This is a genomic window from Providencia sp. PROV122 (genome assembly GCF_028482365.1).
In the GTDB taxonomy this organism is placed as follows: domain Bacteria; phylum Pseudomonadota; class Gammaproteobacteria; order Enterobacterales; family Enterobacteriaceae; genus Providencia; species Providencia stuartii.
In genome coordinates, this window is record NZ_JAMPQI010000001.1 from 38,221 (window position 1) to 58,132 (window position 19,912).

A 19,912-nucleotide genomic window follows, 5' to 3' on the forward strand; every position below is an offset into this window, starting at 1 on the left:
AATCGAAGAGGGTAACATAAGTCAAATTTGATAGCTAATAAATAACGATGTATTAATAATGTCTATTTTATAGCGGTAAAATCCTTAAGAGGTAAATGGCTTAATCTAATCAATGTTCATAGCTAAAAATTTGTACAATTTTTACTATACTTCAGGTAAAATCCAGCCCATTTTTTAAAACAATAAAAGAAGTGAGTTATGTCGCAAAATACTAATCCGGTGCCAAAAATTGGTTTTGTTTCACTTGGCTGCCCAAAAAATCTTGTCGATTCAGAACGTATCTTGACTGAACTACGCACAGATGGCTATCAAGTTGTACCAAGTTATGATGATGCTGATTTGGTCATTGTGAATACTTGTGGCTTTATTGATAGTGCCGTTCAAGAGTCTCTTGAAGCGATTGGTGAAGCATTAAATGAAAATGGCAAAGTGATTGTGACAGGGTGTCTTGGGGCTAAAGAAAACCAAATCCGCGAAGTACACCCAAAAGTACTCGAAATTACAGGCCCTCATAGTTATGAGCAAGTACTCAATCATGTTCATCATTATGTGCCAAAACCAGAACATGATCCTTTTTTGAGCTTAGTTCCTGAGCAAGGTGTTAAATTAACGCCAAAACATTATGCCTATTTGAAGATATCGGAAGGTTGTAATCACCGTTGTACATTCTGCATTATTCCATCCATGCGTGGTGACTTAGATAGTCGCGCCATTGGGGATGTACTAAATGAAGCAAAACGCTTAGTTGAATCAGGCGTTAAAGAGCTACTGGTGATCTCACAAGATACTTCCGCTTATGGTGTTGATGTCAAACATCGTACAGGCTTTTGGGAAGGTAAACCCGTTAAAACCAGTATGGTTGGCTTATGTGAGCAATTAGCGTCACTTGGTGTGTGGGTTCGCTTACATTATGTCTACCCATACCCACATGTTGATGAGGTAATCCCATTGATGGCGGAAGGGAAAGTTCTTCCTTATTTGGATATTCCATTGCAGCATGCTAGCCCAAAAATTCTAAAACTCATGAAACGCCCAGGTGCGGTCGAAAGAACACTTGAGCGTATTAAACGCTGGCGTGAAATTTGCCCTGAATTAACTTTACGCTCTACTTTTATTGTGGGCTTCCCAGGGGAAACGGAAGAAGATTTCCAAATGTTACTCGACTTCTTACAAGAAGCGCGCCTTGATCGCGTTGGCTGCTTTAAATATAGTCCAGTTGAAGGCGCGAAAGCGAACGAGCTAGCCGATCAGGTTCCTGAAGAAGTTAAAGAGGAGCGCTATCATCGTTTTATGCAGTTGCAACAACAAATTTCAACAGAAAGGTTGCAAGAAAAAATTGGGCGCAAATTGCCTGTTATCATTGATGAAGTCGATGATGAAGGTGCAATTGGTCGTAGTATGGCGGATGCCCCAGAAATTGATGGTATGGTTTATTTAAATGGTGAATTTGACGTGAAGCCAGGTGACATTGTTAATGTGCTGATTGAGCATGCTGATGAGTATGATCTCTGGGGTTCAATTGTCTCTGAATAACCACCAAGTGAAAAGATAATAGACAAAAGCCTGCTCAATAATTGAACGAGCAGGCTTTTTTTAGCCGCATTATTAGTATCTAATTTCGATATAATCAATGTTATTGTCCTAGATCAAAGGATAAAAAACTATTCATGTATTATTTGATTTGTGATATTAAAATTTCATGAAAAATTGACATAATTTGAGAATGACTTACGGATGTATAAGGATGGCTATGTCTATTGATTTATCATCTCCAGTAATTTCTCCCAAATCAAAAGAAGTGGCGAAGGCGATTTCTTCAGAGTTGTTAATTCATTTTGCCAGTCTTGCTATCGAAAACGGATTGGCTCCTATCAATGATATGACTATCGATGCTTCACTTATTGAGCCTAATGGAAAAACGTTGTGGTTAAGTGAGATGCTGACAGCACCATTGGCTATTACCAACGTATTATCAAATTGTACAACTCAGGAAGCGTTATTTAGCTTATTTACTCATCCTGTTAAGTTACAGGGAACCTTTTATTATCTCGCCCCTATTTATTGTGAAAATAGAGCATTAATTGCCATCGTTGCGTTTGCTTCTCAAACGGTTGACAGCACTATTCTACTTGCCTTAGCAAACGCTGTTGGTCGTGAAATCAGTGAGAAAATAAAGCGTCACTTATGTTTGCAAGAGTTGGTTTTTGAAAAACATCAACCTACAGAGCGCCGAGAGCTGAGTATTCAGGAAGTCGAAAAAGCGGCAATTATCGAAGCGGCAAGGCTTTGTGGTGGAAAGGTCCAAGAGATGCATCAAGTCTTGAATATGGGGAGAACAACGCTTTGGCGAAAACTAAAGCAATACGACATTAATATTAAGGAATATAAGTAACTAACTCAAAGCGGCCTCATTATGCATGAAAAACAATGAGCAAAAAATGGTTGTAATTGATGGTTATCATCAAGAGATATAAAAGCCTTTCGAGTCGTTACACAAACCGCCGTATATTTTTACGGCGGCCTATGTTGAATCTATCAGAAATTGTCAGTGGTGGTAGTTGAAGCTCACCGTTTCACCATTTATGACGTCACTATTAATGAGCGAGTCTCAATAGATAATTGTAATTTTGTTTGTTCAGCTATTTGGTGAATGTTGTCGCCAAGATCCGTTAATATCGGTAGCCCCATTTTTGCCGCAATAATACAGGTATGGGAATAAGGGGAACCATTTGCCAGAGCAACACCCACTACGTTTGTGTTTCTGTAGCGAAGTAGTTCAGAGGGGCCTAAGTTACCACTTAAAATAATCGTAGGCTCGGTGAAAGCACATGATGGCTGTGCGACAGATGATATTGACATAAGTAACTGATTTTTTAAGTCTTCAATATCAATAAATCGAGCTTGTAAATACTCATCGTCTAGTTGCTGATACTGTTTTGACATATTGTTGAATATGTTGGAAATCGCGTCATAGGCAGTATTGCATTCATTTTCGATGCTTTGTGTGATTGATTCTACAAGTTCATCATCTTCTAATAATAAGCGATGTCCTCGAAAAATATTGGCAATCTCTTCACCATATTGTTCGTTCAGTGTATTAGCGAGAGAATCTAAGTGCGTTTTTAACTGTTCAATTGCTTTGGTGGCCCTACGGGTTTCGTTTTCACTTGTTTGATAAGACGAAATGCAAAGTTCAGTGTTTGGAGCGTGGTGATGAGCTAACCCTGCTACGGTTGGTACATAGGCCGTTTTCCCTACAAAGGTTTTGCTGTCCGTTGTTGCGATGTTATCTCCAAAATTGTGTTGGGCAAGCTGATTAAAAGCATCGATGGCATTTTGGCTATCTACTCCTTCTGCAACCAATGTAATTTTGTCACCTTGACGCACCTGTAATAACGCAATTTGGTTCATGCTTTTCGCATCCGCGCGTTTTTCACCATGACGTAATTCTAGTGTGGCTGTAAAACCAGAAAGCAACGTCGCTAATTTTGCCGCTGGGCGGATATGTAGGCCCGAAGGATTTTTGACCACCCATTGGGTTGTTAATGCCTGCTCTGAAAAATGAGTATGTTTGTCTTTTTCATTCTCAGTGGTAGTGACGGTGTCATTTAGCTGTTGCTGTTTTGCCTGTAAAGCTTGTTGAGCTTCATTTAATATTTCATCAATTGAAGCTCCACCCGATGCGGCGGCCGTAATCGCTATGGCGCCTTCCACTAAAGGGGCGCTACATAAATGAACCTTTTCTGCCAAATCTGGATCGATGAGATCAAGTGCCGTTTCTGCACTGAGTAGTGCACTGCCTAAGTCCATTAATAAAATGATATGCTCGGCATCGGATAAACTTTCGATTGCCTCCATCACTTTCACCGCATCTGTGCCGATAGGGTGAGTTTCATCATCAACACCTGCCGCGGTGATGATGTGACACTTTTGTTTGTTTTGCATTTGCGCTGCAAGTTGATGCAACCCATCAGCGAGCAATTTACTATGAGAAACAATAATGAGACCAATCATATCCTTCTCCTTTACCAAAGTGTGGCGTTCAATCGTATCGTTTGATAATAGGGAATTTTACGGCAAAAAGAGAGCGCCTCGGCTGTTATTGAGCAATAAAAGTGCAAAATATTAGCGGAAGCGCAAATAAACCAGCCAATGCTCATGGATGTTTGCTGTGTGGCAAGGATCGAGACTTAAAAACGTTTGCTCCCTTTTCCTGAAATTTTCATGGTGTCAGCTTACTGATACAAAAATTAAAGAAAAATGAAGTAACGGCATTATTATTGACTAATCATTGATACTTGGATGTCAGTTTTGAACCGTTTTTTTTAGATTAAGAGCATTTTTAGAGAATAGGATTTAACGGAGAGTAACTTAAATTTAAAAGAAAAGTTGAGTGCACCTAGGCGGTTATTTATATGAAAGAGGGAGATAAGTGAAATAACTTAAAACTAATATGCGAAATTATTTCACGGTGAAAATAATAATTCACTTAAGTAACATTAACGATATCGGCGAAGGAGGCTGACACACTGCAAGTTTACATGTGGCAGCCCAGAACATTAACTAATCTAGCCATGAAAATGGCCTATAGCAATTAAAACTGTAAAAACCTTAATATTCAAAATAAAAATATATTAATGGTTAAATTTTTTAATTAATTAAAGCTAAATAGCTAAATTAATATTATCGACAATGTGCATTGATAATCAATGATGTCATAAATTTCTAGAGTAAGTATTTATATATTCATACTCTTGTATTAATTGCGGTAACGATTTTATGCCGAGTTTTGTATAAATATTTGAGCGATGAACTTCAACCGTTCTTGGCGAAAGTGCTAATTTTTCAGCAGTTTCCTTACTCGTGTTACCTTCTAGGATCATATCCATGATCTCTTTTTCTCGATTGGAAAGACGATCAAATTTATCTGCTAATTTATTGTATTTCTTGAGCTCAGAATGCTCATTAGCAAACAATTCCATAGCATGGCTGACAGCATGCGCGATATCCGAATCTTTAAATGGAAATGAAAAGAAATCAAATGCGCCGGATTTGAAACTTTCACGGCAAAGCTCTACAGATGGCTTTTCTGATAGGATAATAAAAGGGATGATACCTAATGAACCATTGATATTATTCAATCTGCCAATATGATTATTTTCACTGTTTAGGAATATTAATACACACTCTTTTGCTCCTTCTTCTTGAGGGTACGTATAATTACTTGTAAATAAATCTTCATCATTATAGAACTTAAAATTGAAACCAAAAGATTCCATCATTAGTTTCAGTTTATTCTTAATGACATTATCATTTTCTATGATTACGTGAATGGTGTTATTCATCACCATACTCCTGTTACACTGATTTGATATTCATATAAAATTTGAAAAATACGTTGAGCCAGATCGCTACGTAAGCTAATGGTAATATTTTCTTGCTAATTTTTTAGATTTATTATTAATGTATTTACGGACCTTTAACGACCTTAATTTATATTATATTTCGCGACTAGGTAAATTTAATATAAAAGTAGGGTTAATGGTTAACGTTTGTGTCATTAAGTAAAAAATAATAAATATCTTACTATATGGTAAGTAGAAACACGTATACTTTGTTTATCTCACTATATATTTTAGATATGTTATAAAATTTTTTTATGTAATGGAATGATAATATCGTAAAATAGTAGTCATAAAAAGCTCTAATACTAGATTTAGTATAGTTTCATTTGTAATAATCACAAATATATTTAATCACTCCTGTAGGTGATTTTTATCCTTATCATGTTAGAATTTTCATTCGTTATTATATGGCTGAGTGAAAACACGTAATGGCTTCTTTAAAAGATGTGGCTCGACTTGCTAATGTTTCATTGATGACAGTCTCAAGAGCCATCAATAACCCTGAGCTTCTGAAACCTGATACCCTAAAACAGGTGCAGCAAGCCATTCAAACACTTAACTATGTTCCTGATTTTTCCGCTCGAAAAATTCGTGGGAAGGGGTCGAAAATATCCACGGTTGGTGTACTTGCGCTTGATACGGCTACAACACCTTACTCAGTTGAAATTATTCTTTCAATAGAACAGACCGCAAGGCAGTTTGGTTGGAGTAGTTTTGTGGTCAATATCACATCAAATGATGATAATGAGCGTGCTGTACGACAATTATTGTCGCAGCGGCCGGATGGTATCATTTACACAACAATGGGGCTAAGAGAAGTATCGATACCAGAAGGGCTACATACTTATCCTCTTGTATTGGCAAACTGTATTGACCCACAGCAGAATTTTCCTGCCTATATCCCTGATGATTACCACGGGCAGTATCATGCAATGTGCAAACTGATTGAAAAAGGTTATCGACGCCCTTTGTGTTTGTATATTCCAAAAGAAACATTAGCAGGACAGACCCGTAGAGAAGCGGTTGAATCTTCATGGAAGTCGGCTGGATTACCACAAGAGGCATTAAAACAATATCACTTAGCGCCTGGCGATGAACATTATCTGGATGTGATCGACCTTATTAATAGGCATTGTGAAAGTGGTAAACCTGATTTTGATGTTGTGGTATGTGGTAATGATCGTATCGCTTTTTTAGCGTATCAGGTTTTGCTGAGCAAAGGGCTGTGTATACCTAAAGATGTTGCCGTATTGGGGTATGACAATATGATTGCGGTTGGGGAGCTGTTTTATCCACCATTGAGTACGGTTGTGCTGCCTCACTATCAGTTAGGGCAGGAGGCAGCATTACATATTATTGAACAACGAAAAATTGAAGGTACACAGTATGTTTCTTGTGACCTTCTGGAGCGCTCATCAATTTAATGAAAGGATCACGGTTTATTCGCGATCCTTAAAAAGTGGTTATTCGACCGCTTTATGCAGTGGCCATAATGTCGCCTTTATTAATTTGGCTTTCTGGTTTATGGCAAATAAAGTTAAAACTCGCTCCCCTTCTTGCGGATAAATTCGGCTGGTAAAACACATTTCCCCCTCATTGATAAAAACTTCAATGCTAGATTTATCAATAAAAGCACGTATTTTGAGATACTGGGTTTGTGGTAACGGCGCACAGCGGTAATCACTAATAACATATTCTGGATAGTAGCGGGTGAGCATTAAGGTTTGTGTCTGCCCATCAATGAAGAATTGAGCACCATTGCCAATCCAAAAACCGAATTTTTCAGCCGGGCTATTCTGTAAATCCCAAATTAATTCAATTTCACAGGCTTTGGCATCATCATACATTTTAATCACACTATTTTTTTCTAACACACAAGGTGTGATCTCAATAGCTTCTTGCCGTAACGATGCCAGTTCTTTAATTGGGTTTACCTGTATTTTACCTTGGTTGTTCAAGGTTAGCTCTCTTGGGATGGTAAAGCAGCCTGACCAACCGTGAGGTTTTGATGGCATATGGCTTTCCCACATATCCATCCAAGCAATCGCTATACGCCGTCCATCTTTAGATAAGAAAGTTTGCGGCGCATAAAAGTCATGACCAAAATCGATTTCGGTAAAATGGTGAGTTATTTCATAAGGCTGTTGCGGTGACCAATGACCCACAAGATAGCCATTTTGGAAACGGTTTCGATACTGATGACCCGATGGTTTTTTGCCTTGAGGGGAAAATAATGTGACAAACTGTTCGCCTAAAGGGAAAAAATCAGGGCATTCCCACATATAAACATTTTTATCTTCTGTTTTAGCCAAAACTTGGTATTCACTAGGCCAATTAAGTAGATCCTCTGTGCTAAAGAGGAGAATTTGCCCCTGATTTAAATGGTCTCTTGCACCAACGACCATCCACCAACGGGAATCTTGATACCAAACTTTTGGGTCACGGAAGTGCATATAACCTTCAGGTGGAGGGATAAGGACACCTTTTTTCTCAAAATGTATGCCATCTTCACTCACTGCAAGGCACTGTGCTTGATAGATCTCGCTGTCATCCCCTTCATCGGATAACCAAATATGACCGGTGTAAAATAAGTATAGTTTTCCATGATGACTGACCGCAGAGCCTGAAAAACAACCGTCGCGATCATAGTCATTACCCGGTGCGAGGGCGATAGGTTGATGTGACCAGTGGAGCATATCTTGACTCGTAGCATGCCCCCAATGCATTGGTCCCCAATCTGAACTGTAGGGATGATGTTGGTAAAAAGCATGGTATAGACCATTATGATAAACAAGCCCATTTGGATCATTTAACCAACCCGCATAAGAGGCAAGATGATATTCAGGATAAAATTGCTTGTTTAGAGATTGTCTCGCTGTTTCAAGCGCTATCGATGCTTGTTCAATACGTTGTTTCATCATAGCTCCTTTACGTGTACCGATTGTTTATCAGTGCTTATTGTTAAAAAGATTAGGTAATGCACATTGATCCATAAATAGGATGAGGCGATATAACACGTGCGTTAATATTGTCTTTTATTTATACTCTAAGCTTTAAATGTTAACGTTAACAATCTAGGTTTTCCAGTACTAATTTGTGTTAATGTAATAATTGTATGTCGAGTCATTCAATCTTCGAATGGGGTGAATATGAAAGTTTGGTCTTTAGGTGATGCGGTCGTTGATTTAATTCCTCTGCACAGTATGCAATATGAAGCCTGTGCTGGTGGGGCTCCTGTGAATGTCGCTGCTGGTGTTGCAAAATTAGGGATACCAAGTGGTTTTATTGGGCGCGTAGGCGAAGATGCTTTTGGTCATTTTATGCAAAAGACGTTATTTGATATCGGTGTTGATACTAGCGCGATGGAATTTGATGAGCGGTATCGCACGAGTACGGTGTTAGTGTCTTTACATGAAAACGGTGAACGTGAGTTTTCCTTTTTAGTTTCACCTTCGGCAGATCAATTTCTCAGTAACAAAAATTTACCGCGTTTTGAAAAAGATATACTGCATTTTTGTTCGTTAGCGCTTGTTCATCCAGTTTGCCGCGCATCATTAAATGAAGCAATTGATAAAATTCAGCAAGCGGGGGGATTACTCAGTTTTGATATTAATATTCGACCTCAAATGTGGTCGGATCCTATTGAAATGCATACCAAGGTCGATGAATTTGCTTATCAGGCAGACATACTGAAACTCTCGGAAGATGAGTTATTGTGGCTTGTTGAGGAGGTGACATTGGATAGGGCAATAGAGAAACTCAAGAATTATCCTGCCCGTTTGAAAGTTGTCACTCAGGGAGCGAAGGGCTGCTTGGTATTAACCCATACTCATCAAATCGGCATTAGCGCATATCGTGTCGAAAGTGTTGATACGACGGGGGCTGGTGATGCTTTTATGGCTGGATTGCTTGCGGCCATCGCCCAATTTGGAGTGAGTGATAATGATGACGATTTAATGAAAGTCATTACACAAGCAACAGCTTGTGGTGCATTAGCGACAACACGTAAAGGGGCAATCAGTGCAGCGCCATCCCAGCAAGAGCTAACGGCATTTATTCACCAGCAACCACCATTACATATTCGCGAACTTTGAGAAGGGCTTTACGGATGCGAATAGTGATGTTAATTAATTCAAATTGATAAATAAAAGTGTATGATATTTATAGTGAAATTTTATTTAAGAAAACATCAATTTTGGGTTAATTATGTTACTGAGAGCAGGGGTAGCATTGGCTATCTTTTCTTATATTTTATGGGGGATCACACCGCTTTTTTACCGTTTGTTGCCCGGCGCTGAACCTTTAGAGCTACTTGCCCAACGTGTAATTTGGTCGATCCCCTTTTTATTAGCCATTCGCTTACTGATTAAAAATAAAACGCTTTGGCAACAAGTATGGGCAGATAAACGCTCAATTATTTTATGTTTGTTTAGTTCATCTATTATGGCGATATCATGGGGGGCATTCACTTATGCATTAACCCATGGGCAAGTACTTGCTGCCAGCCTAGGTTATTTTATTAATCCACTGTTTTCTATTTTACTTGGGGTCGTATTTTTACATGAACGGCTAGTTTTAGTCGAGAAAATGGCGGTATTGCTGATTTTTTCCGGTGTCTGTTTCCAAATCTGGCAGTATGGTGAATTGCCTCTACTTGCCCTTGTGATGGGAAGTGCTTTTGCCGTCTATGGTTTGATCCGCAAATTTATTCGTTTTGATGTTATCACTTCGCTTTTTGTTGAGGCGATGTGGCTATTGCCTGTCGCCATTGGGATCACATGGTGGCTATCCGCTAATGGCACGAGTGCTGTCGAGGCGGGGGATTGGCAAATCAAGCTGCTGTATATGCTTGCGGCTCCGGTGACAATTATTCCATTACTGTTTTTCACTGCGGCGATAAAACGCACAACATTAACCGTAATAGGGCTTGCCCAATATATTGAACCAACGATCCAATTCTTATTAGCTGTATTCTTATTTAATGAACTATTTGATTGGGTGAAAGGGGTTAGTTTCTCATTGATTTGGTTAGGATTACTGTGCTGTATTATTGCCTTGCTGCATAAGCGCTACAACGAATATCACAAACGTGTCCCTTATGTAACAGGTCGTGATAAGCGTTAGTAATGCTAAGCGAATATTGCGATAAATGAAGTGAAATACGATCTCTTATGGTTTAAGCAAACGATTGCGTATATAATCTTGTCCATGAAATCAGCTTTTTTATACAAGGTTATCCATCATGAATAAATTAGGTACAGCGCTTTGTCCTTCTGCAACAAAAGTGATGCTGCTCGGTTCAGGAGAGCTCGGGAAAGAAGTGGCGATTGAGTGCCAGCGTTTGGGCATTGAAGTTATTGCGGTTGATCGTTATGACCATGCGCCCGCCATGCATGTTGCTCACCGTAGTTATACCGTTAACATGCTAGATGGAGAGGCAATTCGCCAACTTGTTGAGAAAGAAAAACCTGATTTTATCGTGCCGGAAATTGAAGCGATTGCGACCAAGACCTTAGTGGAATTGGAGCAACAAGGGCAAAAAGTGGTGCCTTCTGCTAATGCGGTTTATTTAACCATGAATCGTGAAGGGATCCGCCGGCTTGCGGCAGAAGAATTAGGCTTACCGACCTCAGATTATCGTTTTGTTGAGACTGAAGCGGATTTTGTGACTGCAGCTAAAGAGATTGGCTTCCCTTGTATAGTCAAACCAGTAATGAGCTCTTCGGGTAAAGGCCAAAGTGTTATGCGCGGCGAACAGGATCTCAAAGCAGCATGGCACTATTCGCAAGAAGGTGGACGTACTGGTCAGGGGCGTGTGATCGTTGAAAAAATGATCCATTTTGATTTTGAAATCACGATGCTCACCATTAATGCCGTTGATGGTATTCATTTTTGTGCGCCTATTGGGCACCGCCAAGAAAAAGGGGATTATCGAGAATCATGGCAACCACAACAAATGAGTGAAAAGGCATTGGAAAATGCACAAGCGGCCGCTGCCAAAATTGTGACTGCATTAGGTGGGTATGGCTTATTTGGTGTGGAACTATTTGTATGTGGTGATGAGATCATTTTTAATGAAGTTTCGCCTCGGCCTCATGATACAGGTATGGTGACCTTAATTTCACAAAACTTATCTGAATTTGCCCTTCATGTGCGTGCTTTCTTGGGGCTACCTATCGGGGCAATCCGTCAATATGGGCCAAGTGCATCGGCGGTGATCCTTCCTGAATTGTCTAGTCGTGATGTTGTTTTTTCGGGGTTAGGGCAAGCGTTAGATTCGGATATTCAATTACGCTTATTTGGTAAACCTGAAATTGCCGGAGCTCGCCGCTTAGGTGTTGCCTTGGCGATTGCAGATTCTATCGATCATGCGTTAAATAAGGCGAAGAAGGCAGCGGCAACCATAACCGTGAATGGGTAATGGTATCATGATCGCCCACTTAGGGTGAGTGGGCGATCATTGGCGTTAATGGTTATCCTGTATCACCATTGCCGCGCCACGCTCGGCAATCATGATTGTTGGAGCGTTGGTGTTACCACTTGGGATTTCTGGCATCACAGAGCAATCAATGACACGAAGTTGCTTAATGCCATGCACACGTAAGCGTAAATCGGTCACGGAAGTTGCTGTGTCTTTTCCCATACGACAACTGCCGACAGGGTGGTAGACGGTTTTACAAAAGTTACGTACAAACTCCTCTAATGCTGCCTCATCATGTTGAACCTGTGCTGGCGGCATTAATGTCTCTTTACTAACCGCTTGTAGTGCCTCCGACCCAAGTACTTTTAACCCAAATTTGACAGCACGTTTGCAGCCTTCCATATCTTCCGGTGCGGCTAAATAGTTGGCATGAATTTTTAGTGGCGCTTGTGGATCTTTGCTACGCAAGAGTAATTCACCGCGCGACTTAGGTTGTAAATAGCCCACTTTTAATGTGAAACCATGTGTCGCGGGCAGTGGCTCGCCGGGAACATCATCCCAGCTATCAAGTATGGGTAAAAAGTGAATTTGTACGTCGGGGCGACCTTGACCACAGCTATCAATAAATGCAGCACCTTCAAGTACGTTTGATGCTAATAATCCACTACGAAAAGCTAACCACTGAAAGCCATGTTTTATAGCATGGATACCTTTGTCAGCGCCAAAGAGGCTAATAGGATCTTTGGTTGTGACATTAATGGACATATGAAGATGATCATGGAAGTTTTTACCGACAGGAAGGTCAGCGACCGTTTCAATCCCTAATGATGAGAGGTGATCTTTAGGACCGATACCTGAGAGCATGAGTAATTTCGCGGAGCCCATCGCGCCGGCACAAATGATCACCTCTTTTTGGGCGAAAACATCGACTTCACCACCATTTTTATCCTGATAGCTTACCCCAACAGCGACACCATCACGGATAATAATACGGTTAACTTGTTTATTAAGCTTTACTGTAAGTTTATCGCTTTGTGCGACACTCTTAAGATAAGTTTTTGAAGTGCTTGCTCTTTCGCCATTTTTCGTTGTTGTTTGATAAAAACTGACTCCTTGTTGGCTTTCACCATTAAGGTCATTAACATAAGGAAGCCCTTGCTCTTGTGCGGCTCGGATAAAAGCCATAGAAAGAGGGTGCCGATAACGGTTTTCACTGACAGGAAGCAGCCCTGCGGTACCATGATAGCTATCAGATAAACTTTCATTTTGTTCGGCTTTCTTAAACCAAGGTAGGACATCTTGGTAGCTCCAGCCATCACAGCCATAGATTTGCGCCCAATTATCGTAATCCTGTTTTTGGCCTCGAATATAAATCATGCCATTCACAGAACTGCTGCCTCCGAGAACTTTACCTTGTGCTATCTGCATCTTGCGATTATTTGCATGTGGTTCAGGTTCCGTTTCGTAGGGCCAGCTTTTTTGGGCAATAATTTTAGCTACCCCAGCTGGCATACGAATATACAGATGATTATCACTTCCTCCGGCTTCAATCAAAAGAACGCGTGACTGGGTTTCTTTAATAAGCCGTGCGGCAAGCACGCAGCCAGCCGAACCTGCTCCTACAATGATGTAATCATAGTTTTCATTATTCATACAGTTATTCCCCTGATCAAAGTAGCGTTGCTATAACAATTTATTTTCATGTTATTAACAATAACTCTTTATCTTATTAAGGTGTGAATAATGTGTTGTTTATGTGAAGAGTATCAAAATGAAAGTTGTGTGTTTTTTTCTCGGTGTTTTAGTATTCTATTGTTTTTAAAGGATAAAAAAATCTAATTTATTAAGGTTTTTTGGGGTTTTCTTATTATTAATAAGTAAATGAGCTAATTAACTGATTGTTTTTTATTAGAGTATTTGCTGATTTTCGCTGTATTCTTAGTTTGAATATTAGTGGCATCCGCTATATTGCATTAATACAACTGATTGGGGTGAGGAAGTCGAAGATGAAGCAAGGTTTGATTGGGCTGTTATGCGTATTACCGAGCATGTTATTTGCTGATTCACTACATGAGCAATTTGCACAATTGATAGAAGCACCAGAAAAAACATTAAATTGCTTTGAAGCCGACTCTGCATATCGCTTTTGTTTAAAAAATCTCCCTAATCAAGGAATAGTTGTGGTCGACCAACAGGGCAATGAAGCCTATCGACCTTATTATTTTGATAATTGGCCTGATGAGCCTAAAAATGGGCTTTATCGTATCCGCCAAGGTGACAAAATTGGTTTTGCTGAGGCAAAAACAGGCAAGGTCGTGATTGAAGCAAACTATGATTGCGCCTACCCTTTTGAGAATGGGAAAGCACATGTAGGAATAGGTTGCCAACGGGAAACGGATGGTGAGCATAGCTGGTGGGTTGGTGGCCATTGGGTATGGATTGATCTGCAAGGAAATAGGATAACCGCTCATCCTGCATCGTGAGATTTTACGACTATTCGAGTTTTATTTAACAAACCATTTCATTTATACCATTTCCATTAATATGATTAACTTATTGATAATCAACTGTTATTGTTAAGTTAATCACACTTTTTTCGTCTTTGCCATTTCGATAAAACCATTCGCAGTGAAAAACTGACCGCTTAATTTTGTATGCAACCGCTCGCACTGACTTTAGACATTCGCCAATAGATATTTTCTACCATAGAGACCATGGCAGAGCTCAAATTTTTTCTTATTGCACGGTGATAACGACTGCCAAAAAGAGACTTAGTAATGATAAAGAACGGTTCTTTGAATCGATTTGTTATTGATAAGTCAATAAAACATAAGAGAAGTTCGTTTTACCTCAGAAGGGTGTTTTATGAACAAAAATGGTATTTTAAAGCACATTCCTTGGATGATCCTTGGGATTATCGGTGCGATTTGTCTAGGTGTGGTTGCACTTAGACGCGGAGAACACATCAGTGCGCTGTGGATTGTTGTGGCTTCTGTGGCGGTTTATCTCATCGCTTATCGTTATTACAGTTTGTATATCGCGAAAAAAGTGATGAAGCTCGATGAGACGCGAGCGACACCCGCGGTCATTAATAATGATGGCTTGAACTATGTTCCTACAAATAGAAACGTTCTATTCGGTCACCACTTTGCTGCAATCGCAGGTGCTGGGCCACTTGTAGGGCCTGTCTTAGCAGCACAAGTCGGTTACTTACCAGGCACCTTATGGTTATTGGCTGGGGTGGTACTGGCTGGTGCAGTACAGGACTTTATGGTGCTATTTATCTCTTCTCGCCGTAATGGTGCATCATTAGGGGAAATCGTCAAAGAAGAGCTTGGCCCTATTCCAGGAACCATTGCGCTTTTCGGCTGTTTCCTCATCATGATCATTATCCTTGCAGTATTAGCGTTGATCGTGGTTAAGGCACTAGCAGAAAGTCCATGGGGCGTGTTTACGGTATGTTCAACAGTACCGATTGCGCTGTTTATGGGAATCTATATGCGCTATATCCGACCCGGACGAGTGGGGGAAGTTTCGGTCATTGGTATTGTGTTACTGATCTTGTCGATTTGGTTCGGTGGTGTTATCGCTCATGACCCATATTGGGGTCCTGCACTGACCTTTAAAGACACTACAATTACTTATGTTTTAGTTGGTTATGCGTTTATCTCTGCATTATTACCTGTTTGGCTGATTCTGGCGCCTCGCGACTATCTCGCTACCTTCTTAAAAATCGGTGTGATTGTCGGTTTAGCGATTGGGATTGTGATTTTAAATCCTGAGCTAAAAATGCCAGCGGTCACTCAGTTCGTTGATGGCAGTGGCCCAGTTTGGAAAGGCACGCTGTTCCCATTCTTATTTATTACGATTGCTTGTGGTGCCGTATCGGGTTTCCATGCCTTAATTTCGTCAGGGACAACGCCTAAGTTGTTGGCTAACGAAAAAGATGCTCGCTATATCGGCTATGGTGCGATGTTAATGGAATCGTTTGTCGCGATCATGGCGCTAGTTGCAGCTTCAATTATTGAACCTGGCCTCTATTTTGCGATGAATACTCCACCAGCCGCTTTAGGTATCACTATGCCGAATCTGCATGAGCTTGGTGGTGCTGACGGTGCGGCAATCCTAGCACAACTGAAAGATGTCACGGCACATGCTGCGGCAACCGTCAGTTCATGGGGCTTTGTGATTTCACCTGAGCAAATTATGCAAACGGCAAAAGATATCGGAGAGCCTTCCGTATTGAACCGTGCAGGGGGAGCACCGACGTTAGCGGTAGGCATCGCGTATGTATTCCATGAAATCATACCTGCTGCTGATATGGGCTTCTGGTATCACTTTGGTATCCTATTCGAAGCACTGTTTATCTTAACTGCATTGGATGCAGGAACGCGCTCAGGTCGTTTTATGTTACAAGACTTATTGGGTAACTTTGTACCTGTGCTGAAAAAAACCGATTCACTGTTGGCTGGGATTATTGGTACAGCCGGATGCGTTGGTTTATGGGGATATTTATTGTACCAAGGCGTGGTTGACCCATTGGGCGGCGTGAAGAGCCTATGGCCTCTGTTTGGTATTTCGAACCAGATGCTGGCGGCAGTTGCCTTGGTGCTCAGCACCGTAGTCTTAATTAAGATGAAACGCAGTAAATATATCTATGTCACTGTGTTACCAGCGGTTTGGTTATTGATTTGTACAACTTGGGCATTAGGTTTGAAACTGTTTAGTGATAACCCTCAACTCGAAGGTTTCCTCTATTTAGCTAAGTCTTATAAAGAGAAAATTGCGGCGGGTGGTGCTGACTTAACGGCTCAGCAAATCACTGACATGAATCACATTATTATCAATAACTACACAAACGCAGGGTTAAGTATCTTATTCCTAGTTGTTGTCTACGGTATTATTTTCTATGGTATCAGAACAGCGATGAAGGCGTATAAAAACCCAGAGCGTACCGATGCTGAAACACCTTATGTACCGGTGCCTAAAGAGGGCGTGAAAACCTCATCTTCACACTAATCTTTAGTGTATAAAATGGTGCCCTGCATTGTGAGTAAACATGATGTAGGGCATCTGTATTGGAGAGCATATGTTTGGAAATTTAGGCAAAACAGGTAAGTACTTAGGGCAGGCTGCACGTATGTTGATAGGCATTCCTGACTATGATACCTATGTACAGCACATGAAAGATAATCATCCAGACAAGCCGATTATGACTTATAAAGAGTTTTTTCGTGAGCGCCAAGATGCGCGCTATGGTGGAAGCGGTAAAGGTGGATTTCGCTGCTGTTAATTAATGACGTCATGAGGAATACAATGAAACCAATCTCTGTCACGATTTTGACCGGTTTTCTCGGTGCGGGCAAAACCACCTTACTACGCCATATTCTTCAAGCAGATCATGGGCATAAAATCGCAGTCATCGAAAATGAATTTGGTGAAGTGCCAATTGATAATGCCTTAATTGGTGATCGTGCGACACAAATAACGACATTGAGTAATGGCTGTATTTGTTGTAGCCGCTCCAATGAGTTGGAAAATGCTTTGCTCGATTTACTTGATGGGTTAGATAGTGGGAAACTCGACTTTGATCGCTTAGTGATTGAGTGCACAGGAATGGCAGATCCCGGTCCTATCACTCAAACTTTTTTTTCTCATGAAGTGCTTTGTGAACGTTATTTATTGGATGGCATTATTACATTGGTGGATGCGGTTCATGCAAATAAGCAACTTGATGATTTTGCGATAGCGCAGGCACAAATTGGCTATGCTGATCGGATCTTATTAACGAAAACGGATGTTCAGCCTGAGCATGAAAGCTTAATTGAACGCTTACAGCGCATCAATGCACGGGCACCCATCTATCCCGTGACCCATGGTGAGATTGACCTCGATTTACTGTTTAATATTCAAGGTTTTTTACTCGATTCACAACTGAAAGTGAATCAACCCACTTTCCGCTTTACCCCTAAACAGCACAATGAAGTGAATTCTATCGTTGTTGAATTTGATTACCCTGTTGAGTTAATGGCGGTCTCTGATGTTATGGAGTCTCTACTGCTAGGATTTGCGGATAATTTATTGCGTTATAAAGGGATTTTATCAATCAAAAACGAGCCGAAAAGGCTACTATTCCAAGGGGTTCAACGCTTATATAGTGCTGATTGGGATAGCGATTGGGCAGAGAATGAGCCGCGTCACAGTGTTTTGGTGTTTATTGGGATTAATTTACCAGAAAATGAAATACGCCAAAAATTCGCACAACTCCAGACGAATAATGAAGAGCTATAAACATATCGATAACCCCTTTCCTGACTGCTAAGGGAAGGGGGCGATAATAAACATACGAATCTTAACTTAACATCATAGCTTTTCATTGGTTCCGATATTAACTTAACCAAGATTAAATGGGTTAAATTTCTTGTCTCATAGGAACGGTACAAAAATATCAAAACTAAATTTTAATAATTTCAAAAGGAAACTTATTCTTTATTTTAAGGGGAATTTTAGGTTTGGAAGGGTAAAAGTGTGCTCTAATCGAAAATAATGGTTATAAATTATCGATCTTACTCATTTTTATTCTATTATGAATTAGTATAAAGAATCAGTAATTAAATGATCCATTGGCTTGTGTTGATAGAAAAACGAAAAACCAGCGTGATAAGTTAATTTGCTATTATACTTTTAGTGATACTATCGCGATATAACGTTCACCATCAATGATACTAAATTTAGTATCGTTGTTTTTATTGGCCATTTTATTAGTTCGGCCTTGGTTCTGTTGAAATAAACACGACTTACTCCACTGATATAACCAATAATAACAAGATTTTTTAACCCACTTTTACTAGCAAATACACTAGGGTGCCAAACAGGGCTAACTTACGTGTCTATCCTAACAGCGGCACCTTGACTGCAAGGGACTGAGAAAAAAGGAGATTGAAAGTTTATTAAATGCGATTTAGCCAAATAATAATGAAGATTTTGAAGTTACATAATGATCAGTTTTCTCACCATTATTTTTGCAAACATTTAATATCCTATCTAAATCAACGTGATTTTTGATCGGGGTTAAATTAATTTCTTCGATAAGTAAAGTATTAAATTCCCCAACGGTAATATCGAGTTTTTCTAATAATAGTAATAGCATGCTGACATTAATATGATTAATGCCACACTCATAGCGTGATATTTGCTGTTGGCTAAGATTGACTAAACGACCAAAATCGGCACCAGTTAAACCTTGATTTTGCCTTAGTCGTTTCAACGTTCGACCAATAGCTAATGAAATAGATGAAAAAAAACTATCGATACTCAATTCTTCACTTTCCATTAAAAACCTCTGTGTAGATAAAGTTAATAAATTATAGCCAACAAGCAATATGCTAAAACGTATTGCTTATTTAAGTTATGTTTTTATGTGAGCTTATTCTTATTTCTAAAACAAATATAAATCTTATTTTTTTTTAGATCAAATATCCGATAGTCTGAATTTATTTATTATACGAGTAAAACCCATAAATGGAGTAATGGTTCTATTAATATAAATCTAATAAAATCAATGCGATAAATGGTTATTGATACTTTTTGAGCACCAATAACTGAGTATTATATGCTTATAACCCTGGTTTTTATGTGTCAATTCGAGATAAACAACTAAGATTATTAACAATTAATAGTTGTTATATAAACATGTTACAAAAAGAAATGTTTAACGGGGAATTGTTAGAAAGTATTAATAAAGTATAAAAAAATATGAATATGAATAAATCAAAAATTATTACTATCAATAAGTTATAGGTTTCTGGTTTTTTGCCATATAAATAAGAAATAATAATGATTGTAATATATTAAATAACGCTCAACTGCATACATGCCAAGTTTAAATAAAAATTACCGATTATTTGGTTAACATCTACATTTTATTGAGTAACAGCACTATGCTCGACCTCTATTGAGCTAAATTATCTACAAACCCATATTTAAGTATTATTGTAAGAATTATCTTAGTTATTTTCTACTGTTTTTATCTGTTTTTTTAATATTTTTAGATGCCATAAAAAAAACAGGCCACGAATAATTAGTG

Annotated in this window: 14 protein-coding genes and 1 pseudogene; 10 read left to right on the forward strand and 5 right to left on the reverse strand. The window is 39.5% G+C overall.

The window, feature by feature from the left end; all coding sequences use genetic code 11:
- Positions 1-198: 198 nt before the first annotated feature.
- A complete protein-coding gene (gene rimO / locus PSE69_RS00220; protein WP_004922699.1) occupies positions 199-1,533 on the forward strand; it encodes a 30S ribosomal protein S12 methylthiotransferase RimO in 1,335 nt (444 codons plus the stop codon).
- A 721-nt stretch (positions 1,534-2,254) separates the two neighbouring features.
- Positions 2,255-2,392, forward strand: a pseudogene (locus PSE69_RS00225) (helix-turn-helix domain-containing protein); the annotation flags it as partial.
- Positions 2,393-2,580: 188 nt separating this feature from the next.
- On the opposite strand, the gene dhaM reads toward PSE69_RS00225, so the two are convergent.
- Both dhaM and PSE69_RS00235 read right to left on the reverse strand, forming a co-directional pair.
- A complete protein-coding gene (gene dhaM / locus PSE69_RS00230; RefSeq protein WP_121875075.1) occupies positions 2,581-4,014 on the reverse strand; it encodes a dihydroxyacetone kinase phosphoryl donor subunit DhaM in 1,434 nt (477 codons plus the stop codon).
- Between the two features lie 701 nt (positions 4,015-4,715).
- Positions 4,716-5,345: a response regulator transcription factor gene (locus tag PSE69_RS00235; protein WP_014656595.1), complete on the reverse strand. Its 630-nt coding sequence runs from the start codon at positions 5,343-5,345 to the stop codon at positions 4,716-4,718.
- 488 nt (positions 5,346-5,833) lie between these two features.
- Here PSE69_RS00235 and PSE69_RS00240 point away from each other — a divergent pair, with 488 nt between their 5' ends.
- Complete coding sequence (locus PSE69_RS00240; protein ID WP_121875076.1) at positions 5,834-6,829, forward strand: LacI family DNA-binding transcriptional regulator; 996 nt, start codon at positions 5,834-5,836, stop codon at positions 6,827-6,829.
- Between the two features lie 39 nt (positions 6,830-6,868).
- On the opposite strand, the gene PSE69_RS00245 is transcribed toward PSE69_RS00240, so the two are convergent.
- Positions 6,869-8,323 (reverse strand): glycoside hydrolase family 32 protein, encoded by a 1,455-nt coding sequence (locus PSE69_RS00245; RefSeq protein WP_121875077.1) that lies wholly within the window; start codon positions 8,321-8,323, stop codon positions 6,869-6,871.
- 231 nt (positions 8,324-8,554) lie between these two features.
- Between PSE69_RS00245 and PSE69_RS00250 the strand changes: the two genes are divergently transcribed.
- The 3 genes from PSE69_RS00250 to purT all read left to right on the forward strand — a co-directional run bounded on the left by PSE69_RS00250 (position 8,555) and on the right by purT (position 11,826).
- Positions 8,555-9,499, forward strand: a complete 945-nt coding sequence (locus PSE69_RS00250; protein ID WP_036941345.1) for an aminoimidazole riboside kinase — start codon at positions 8,555-8,557, stop codon at positions 9,497-9,499.
- A 112-nt stretch (positions 9,500-9,611) separates the two neighbouring features.
- On the forward strand, positions 9,612-10,529 hold the full coding sequence (gene rarD / locus PSE69_RS00255; RefSeq protein WP_121875078.1) for an EamA family transporter RarD: 918 nt from the start codon (positions 9,612-9,614) through the stop codon (positions 10,527-10,529).
- 118 nt (positions 10,530-10,647) lie between these two features.
- Positions 10,648-11,826, forward strand: coding sequence for a formate-dependent phosphoribosylglycinamide formyltransferase (gene purT / locus PSE69_RS00260; protein WP_121875079.1), 1,179 nt, complete (start codon positions 10,648-10,650; stop codon positions 11,824-11,826).
- A gap of 45 nt (positions 11,827-11,871) precedes the next feature.
- On the opposite strand, the gene PSE69_RS00265 is transcribed toward purT, so the two are convergent.
- Positions 11,872-13,479, reverse strand: coding sequence for a GMC family oxidoreductase (locus PSE69_RS00265; protein ID WP_004922664.1), 1,608 nt, complete (start codon positions 13,477-13,479; stop codon positions 11,872-11,874).
- Positions 13,480-13,832: 353 nt separating this feature from the next.
- Here PSE69_RS00265 and PSE69_RS00270 point away from each other — a divergent pair, with 353 nt between their 5' ends.
- The 4 genes from PSE69_RS00270 (at position 13,833) to yjiA (ending at position 18,117) form a co-directional block, all read left to right on the forward strand.
- Positions 13,833-14,309, forward strand: a complete 477-nt coding sequence (locus PSE69_RS00270; RefSeq protein ID WP_014656592.1) for a WG repeat-containing protein — start codon at positions 13,833-13,835, stop codon at positions 14,307-14,309.
- Between the two features lie 382 nt (positions 14,310-14,691).
- Complete coding sequence (locus PSE69_RS00275) at positions 14,692-16,845, forward strand: carbon starvation CstA family protein (RefSeq protein WP_004922657.1); 2,154 nt, start codon at positions 14,692-14,694, stop codon at positions 16,843-16,845.
- Between the two features lie 70 nt (positions 16,846-16,915).
- Positions 16,916-17,119: a YbdD/YjiX family protein gene (locus PSE69_RS00280; RefSeq protein ID WP_004922653.1), complete on the forward strand. Its 204-nt coding sequence runs from the start codon at positions 16,916-16,918 to the stop codon at positions 17,117-17,119.
- 23 nt (positions 17,120-17,142) lie between these two features.
- Complete coding sequence (yjiA, locus tag PSE69_RS00285) at positions 17,143-18,117, forward strand: GTPase (RefSeq protein WP_014656591.1); 975 nt, start codon at positions 17,143-17,145, stop codon at positions 18,115-18,117.
- 670 nt (positions 18,118-18,787) lie between these two features.
- On the opposite strand, the gene PSE69_RS00290 is transcribed toward yjiA, so the two are convergent.
- Complete coding sequence (locus PSE69_RS00290; RefSeq protein ID WP_004922647.1) at positions 18,788-19,159, reverse strand: helix-turn-helix domain-containing protein; 372 nt, start codon at positions 19,157-19,159, stop codon at positions 18,788-18,790.
- Between the last annotated feature and the right edge of the window lie 753 nt (positions 19,160-19,912).

Excerpts from the sequence above, each read along its gene's own strand:
- dhaM (WP_121875075.1), bottom strand. The coding sequence starts at position 4,014 with ATGATTGGTCTCATTATTGTTTCTCATAGTAAATTGCTCGCTGATGGG.
- PSE69_RS00270 (WP_014656592.1), top strand. The coding sequence starts at position 13,833 with ATGAAGCAAGGTTTGATTGGGCTGTTATGCGTATTACCGAGCATGTTA.
- purT (WP_121875079.1), top strand. The coding sequence starts at position 10,648 with ATGAATAAATTAGGTACAGCGCTTTGTCCTTCTGCAACAAAAGTGATG.
- PSE69_RS00290 (WP_004922647.1), bottom strand. The coding sequence starts at position 19,159 with ATGGAAAGTGAAGAATTGAGTATCGATAGTTTTTTTTCATCTATTTCA.
- PSE69_RS00240 (WP_121875076.1), top strand. The coding sequence starts at position 5,834 with ATGGCTTCTTTAAAAGATGTGGCTCGACTTGCTAATGTTTCATTGATG.
- rarD (WP_121875078.1), top strand. The coding sequence starts at position 9,612 with ATGTTACTGAGAGCAGGGGTAGCATTGGCTATCTTTTCTTATATTTTA.
- yjiA (WP_014656591.1), top strand. The coding sequence starts at position 17,143 with ATGAAACCAATCTCTGTCACGATTTTGACCGGTTTTCTCGGTGCGGGC.
- PSE69_RS00250 (WP_036941345.1), top strand. The coding sequence starts at position 8,555 with ATGAAAGTTTGGTCTTTAGGTGATGCGGTCGTTGATTTAATTCCTCTG.
- PSE69_RS00280 (WP_004922653.1), top strand. The coding sequence starts at position 16,916 with ATGTTTGGAAATTTAGGCAAAACAGGTAAGTACTTAGGGCAGGCTGCA.
- rimO (WP_004922699.1), top strand. The coding sequence starts at position 199 with ATGTCGCAAAATACTAATCCGGTGCCAAAAATTGGTTTTGTTTCACTT.
- PSE69_RS00235 (WP_014656595.1), bottom strand. The coding sequence starts at position 5,345 with ATGAATAACACCATTCACGTAATCATAGAAAATGATAATGTCATTAAG.
- PSE69_RS00245 (WP_121875077.1), bottom strand. The coding sequence starts at position 8,323 with ATGAAACAACGTATTGAACAAGCATCGATAGCGCTTGAAACAGCGAGA.
- PSE69_RS00275 (WP_004922657.1), top strand. The coding sequence starts at position 14,692 with ATGAACAAAAATGGTATTTTAAAGCACATTCCTTGGATGATCCTTGGG.
- PSE69_RS00265 (WP_004922664.1), bottom strand. The coding sequence starts at position 13,479 with ATGAATAATGAAAACTATGATTACATCATTGTAGGAGCAGGTTCGGCT.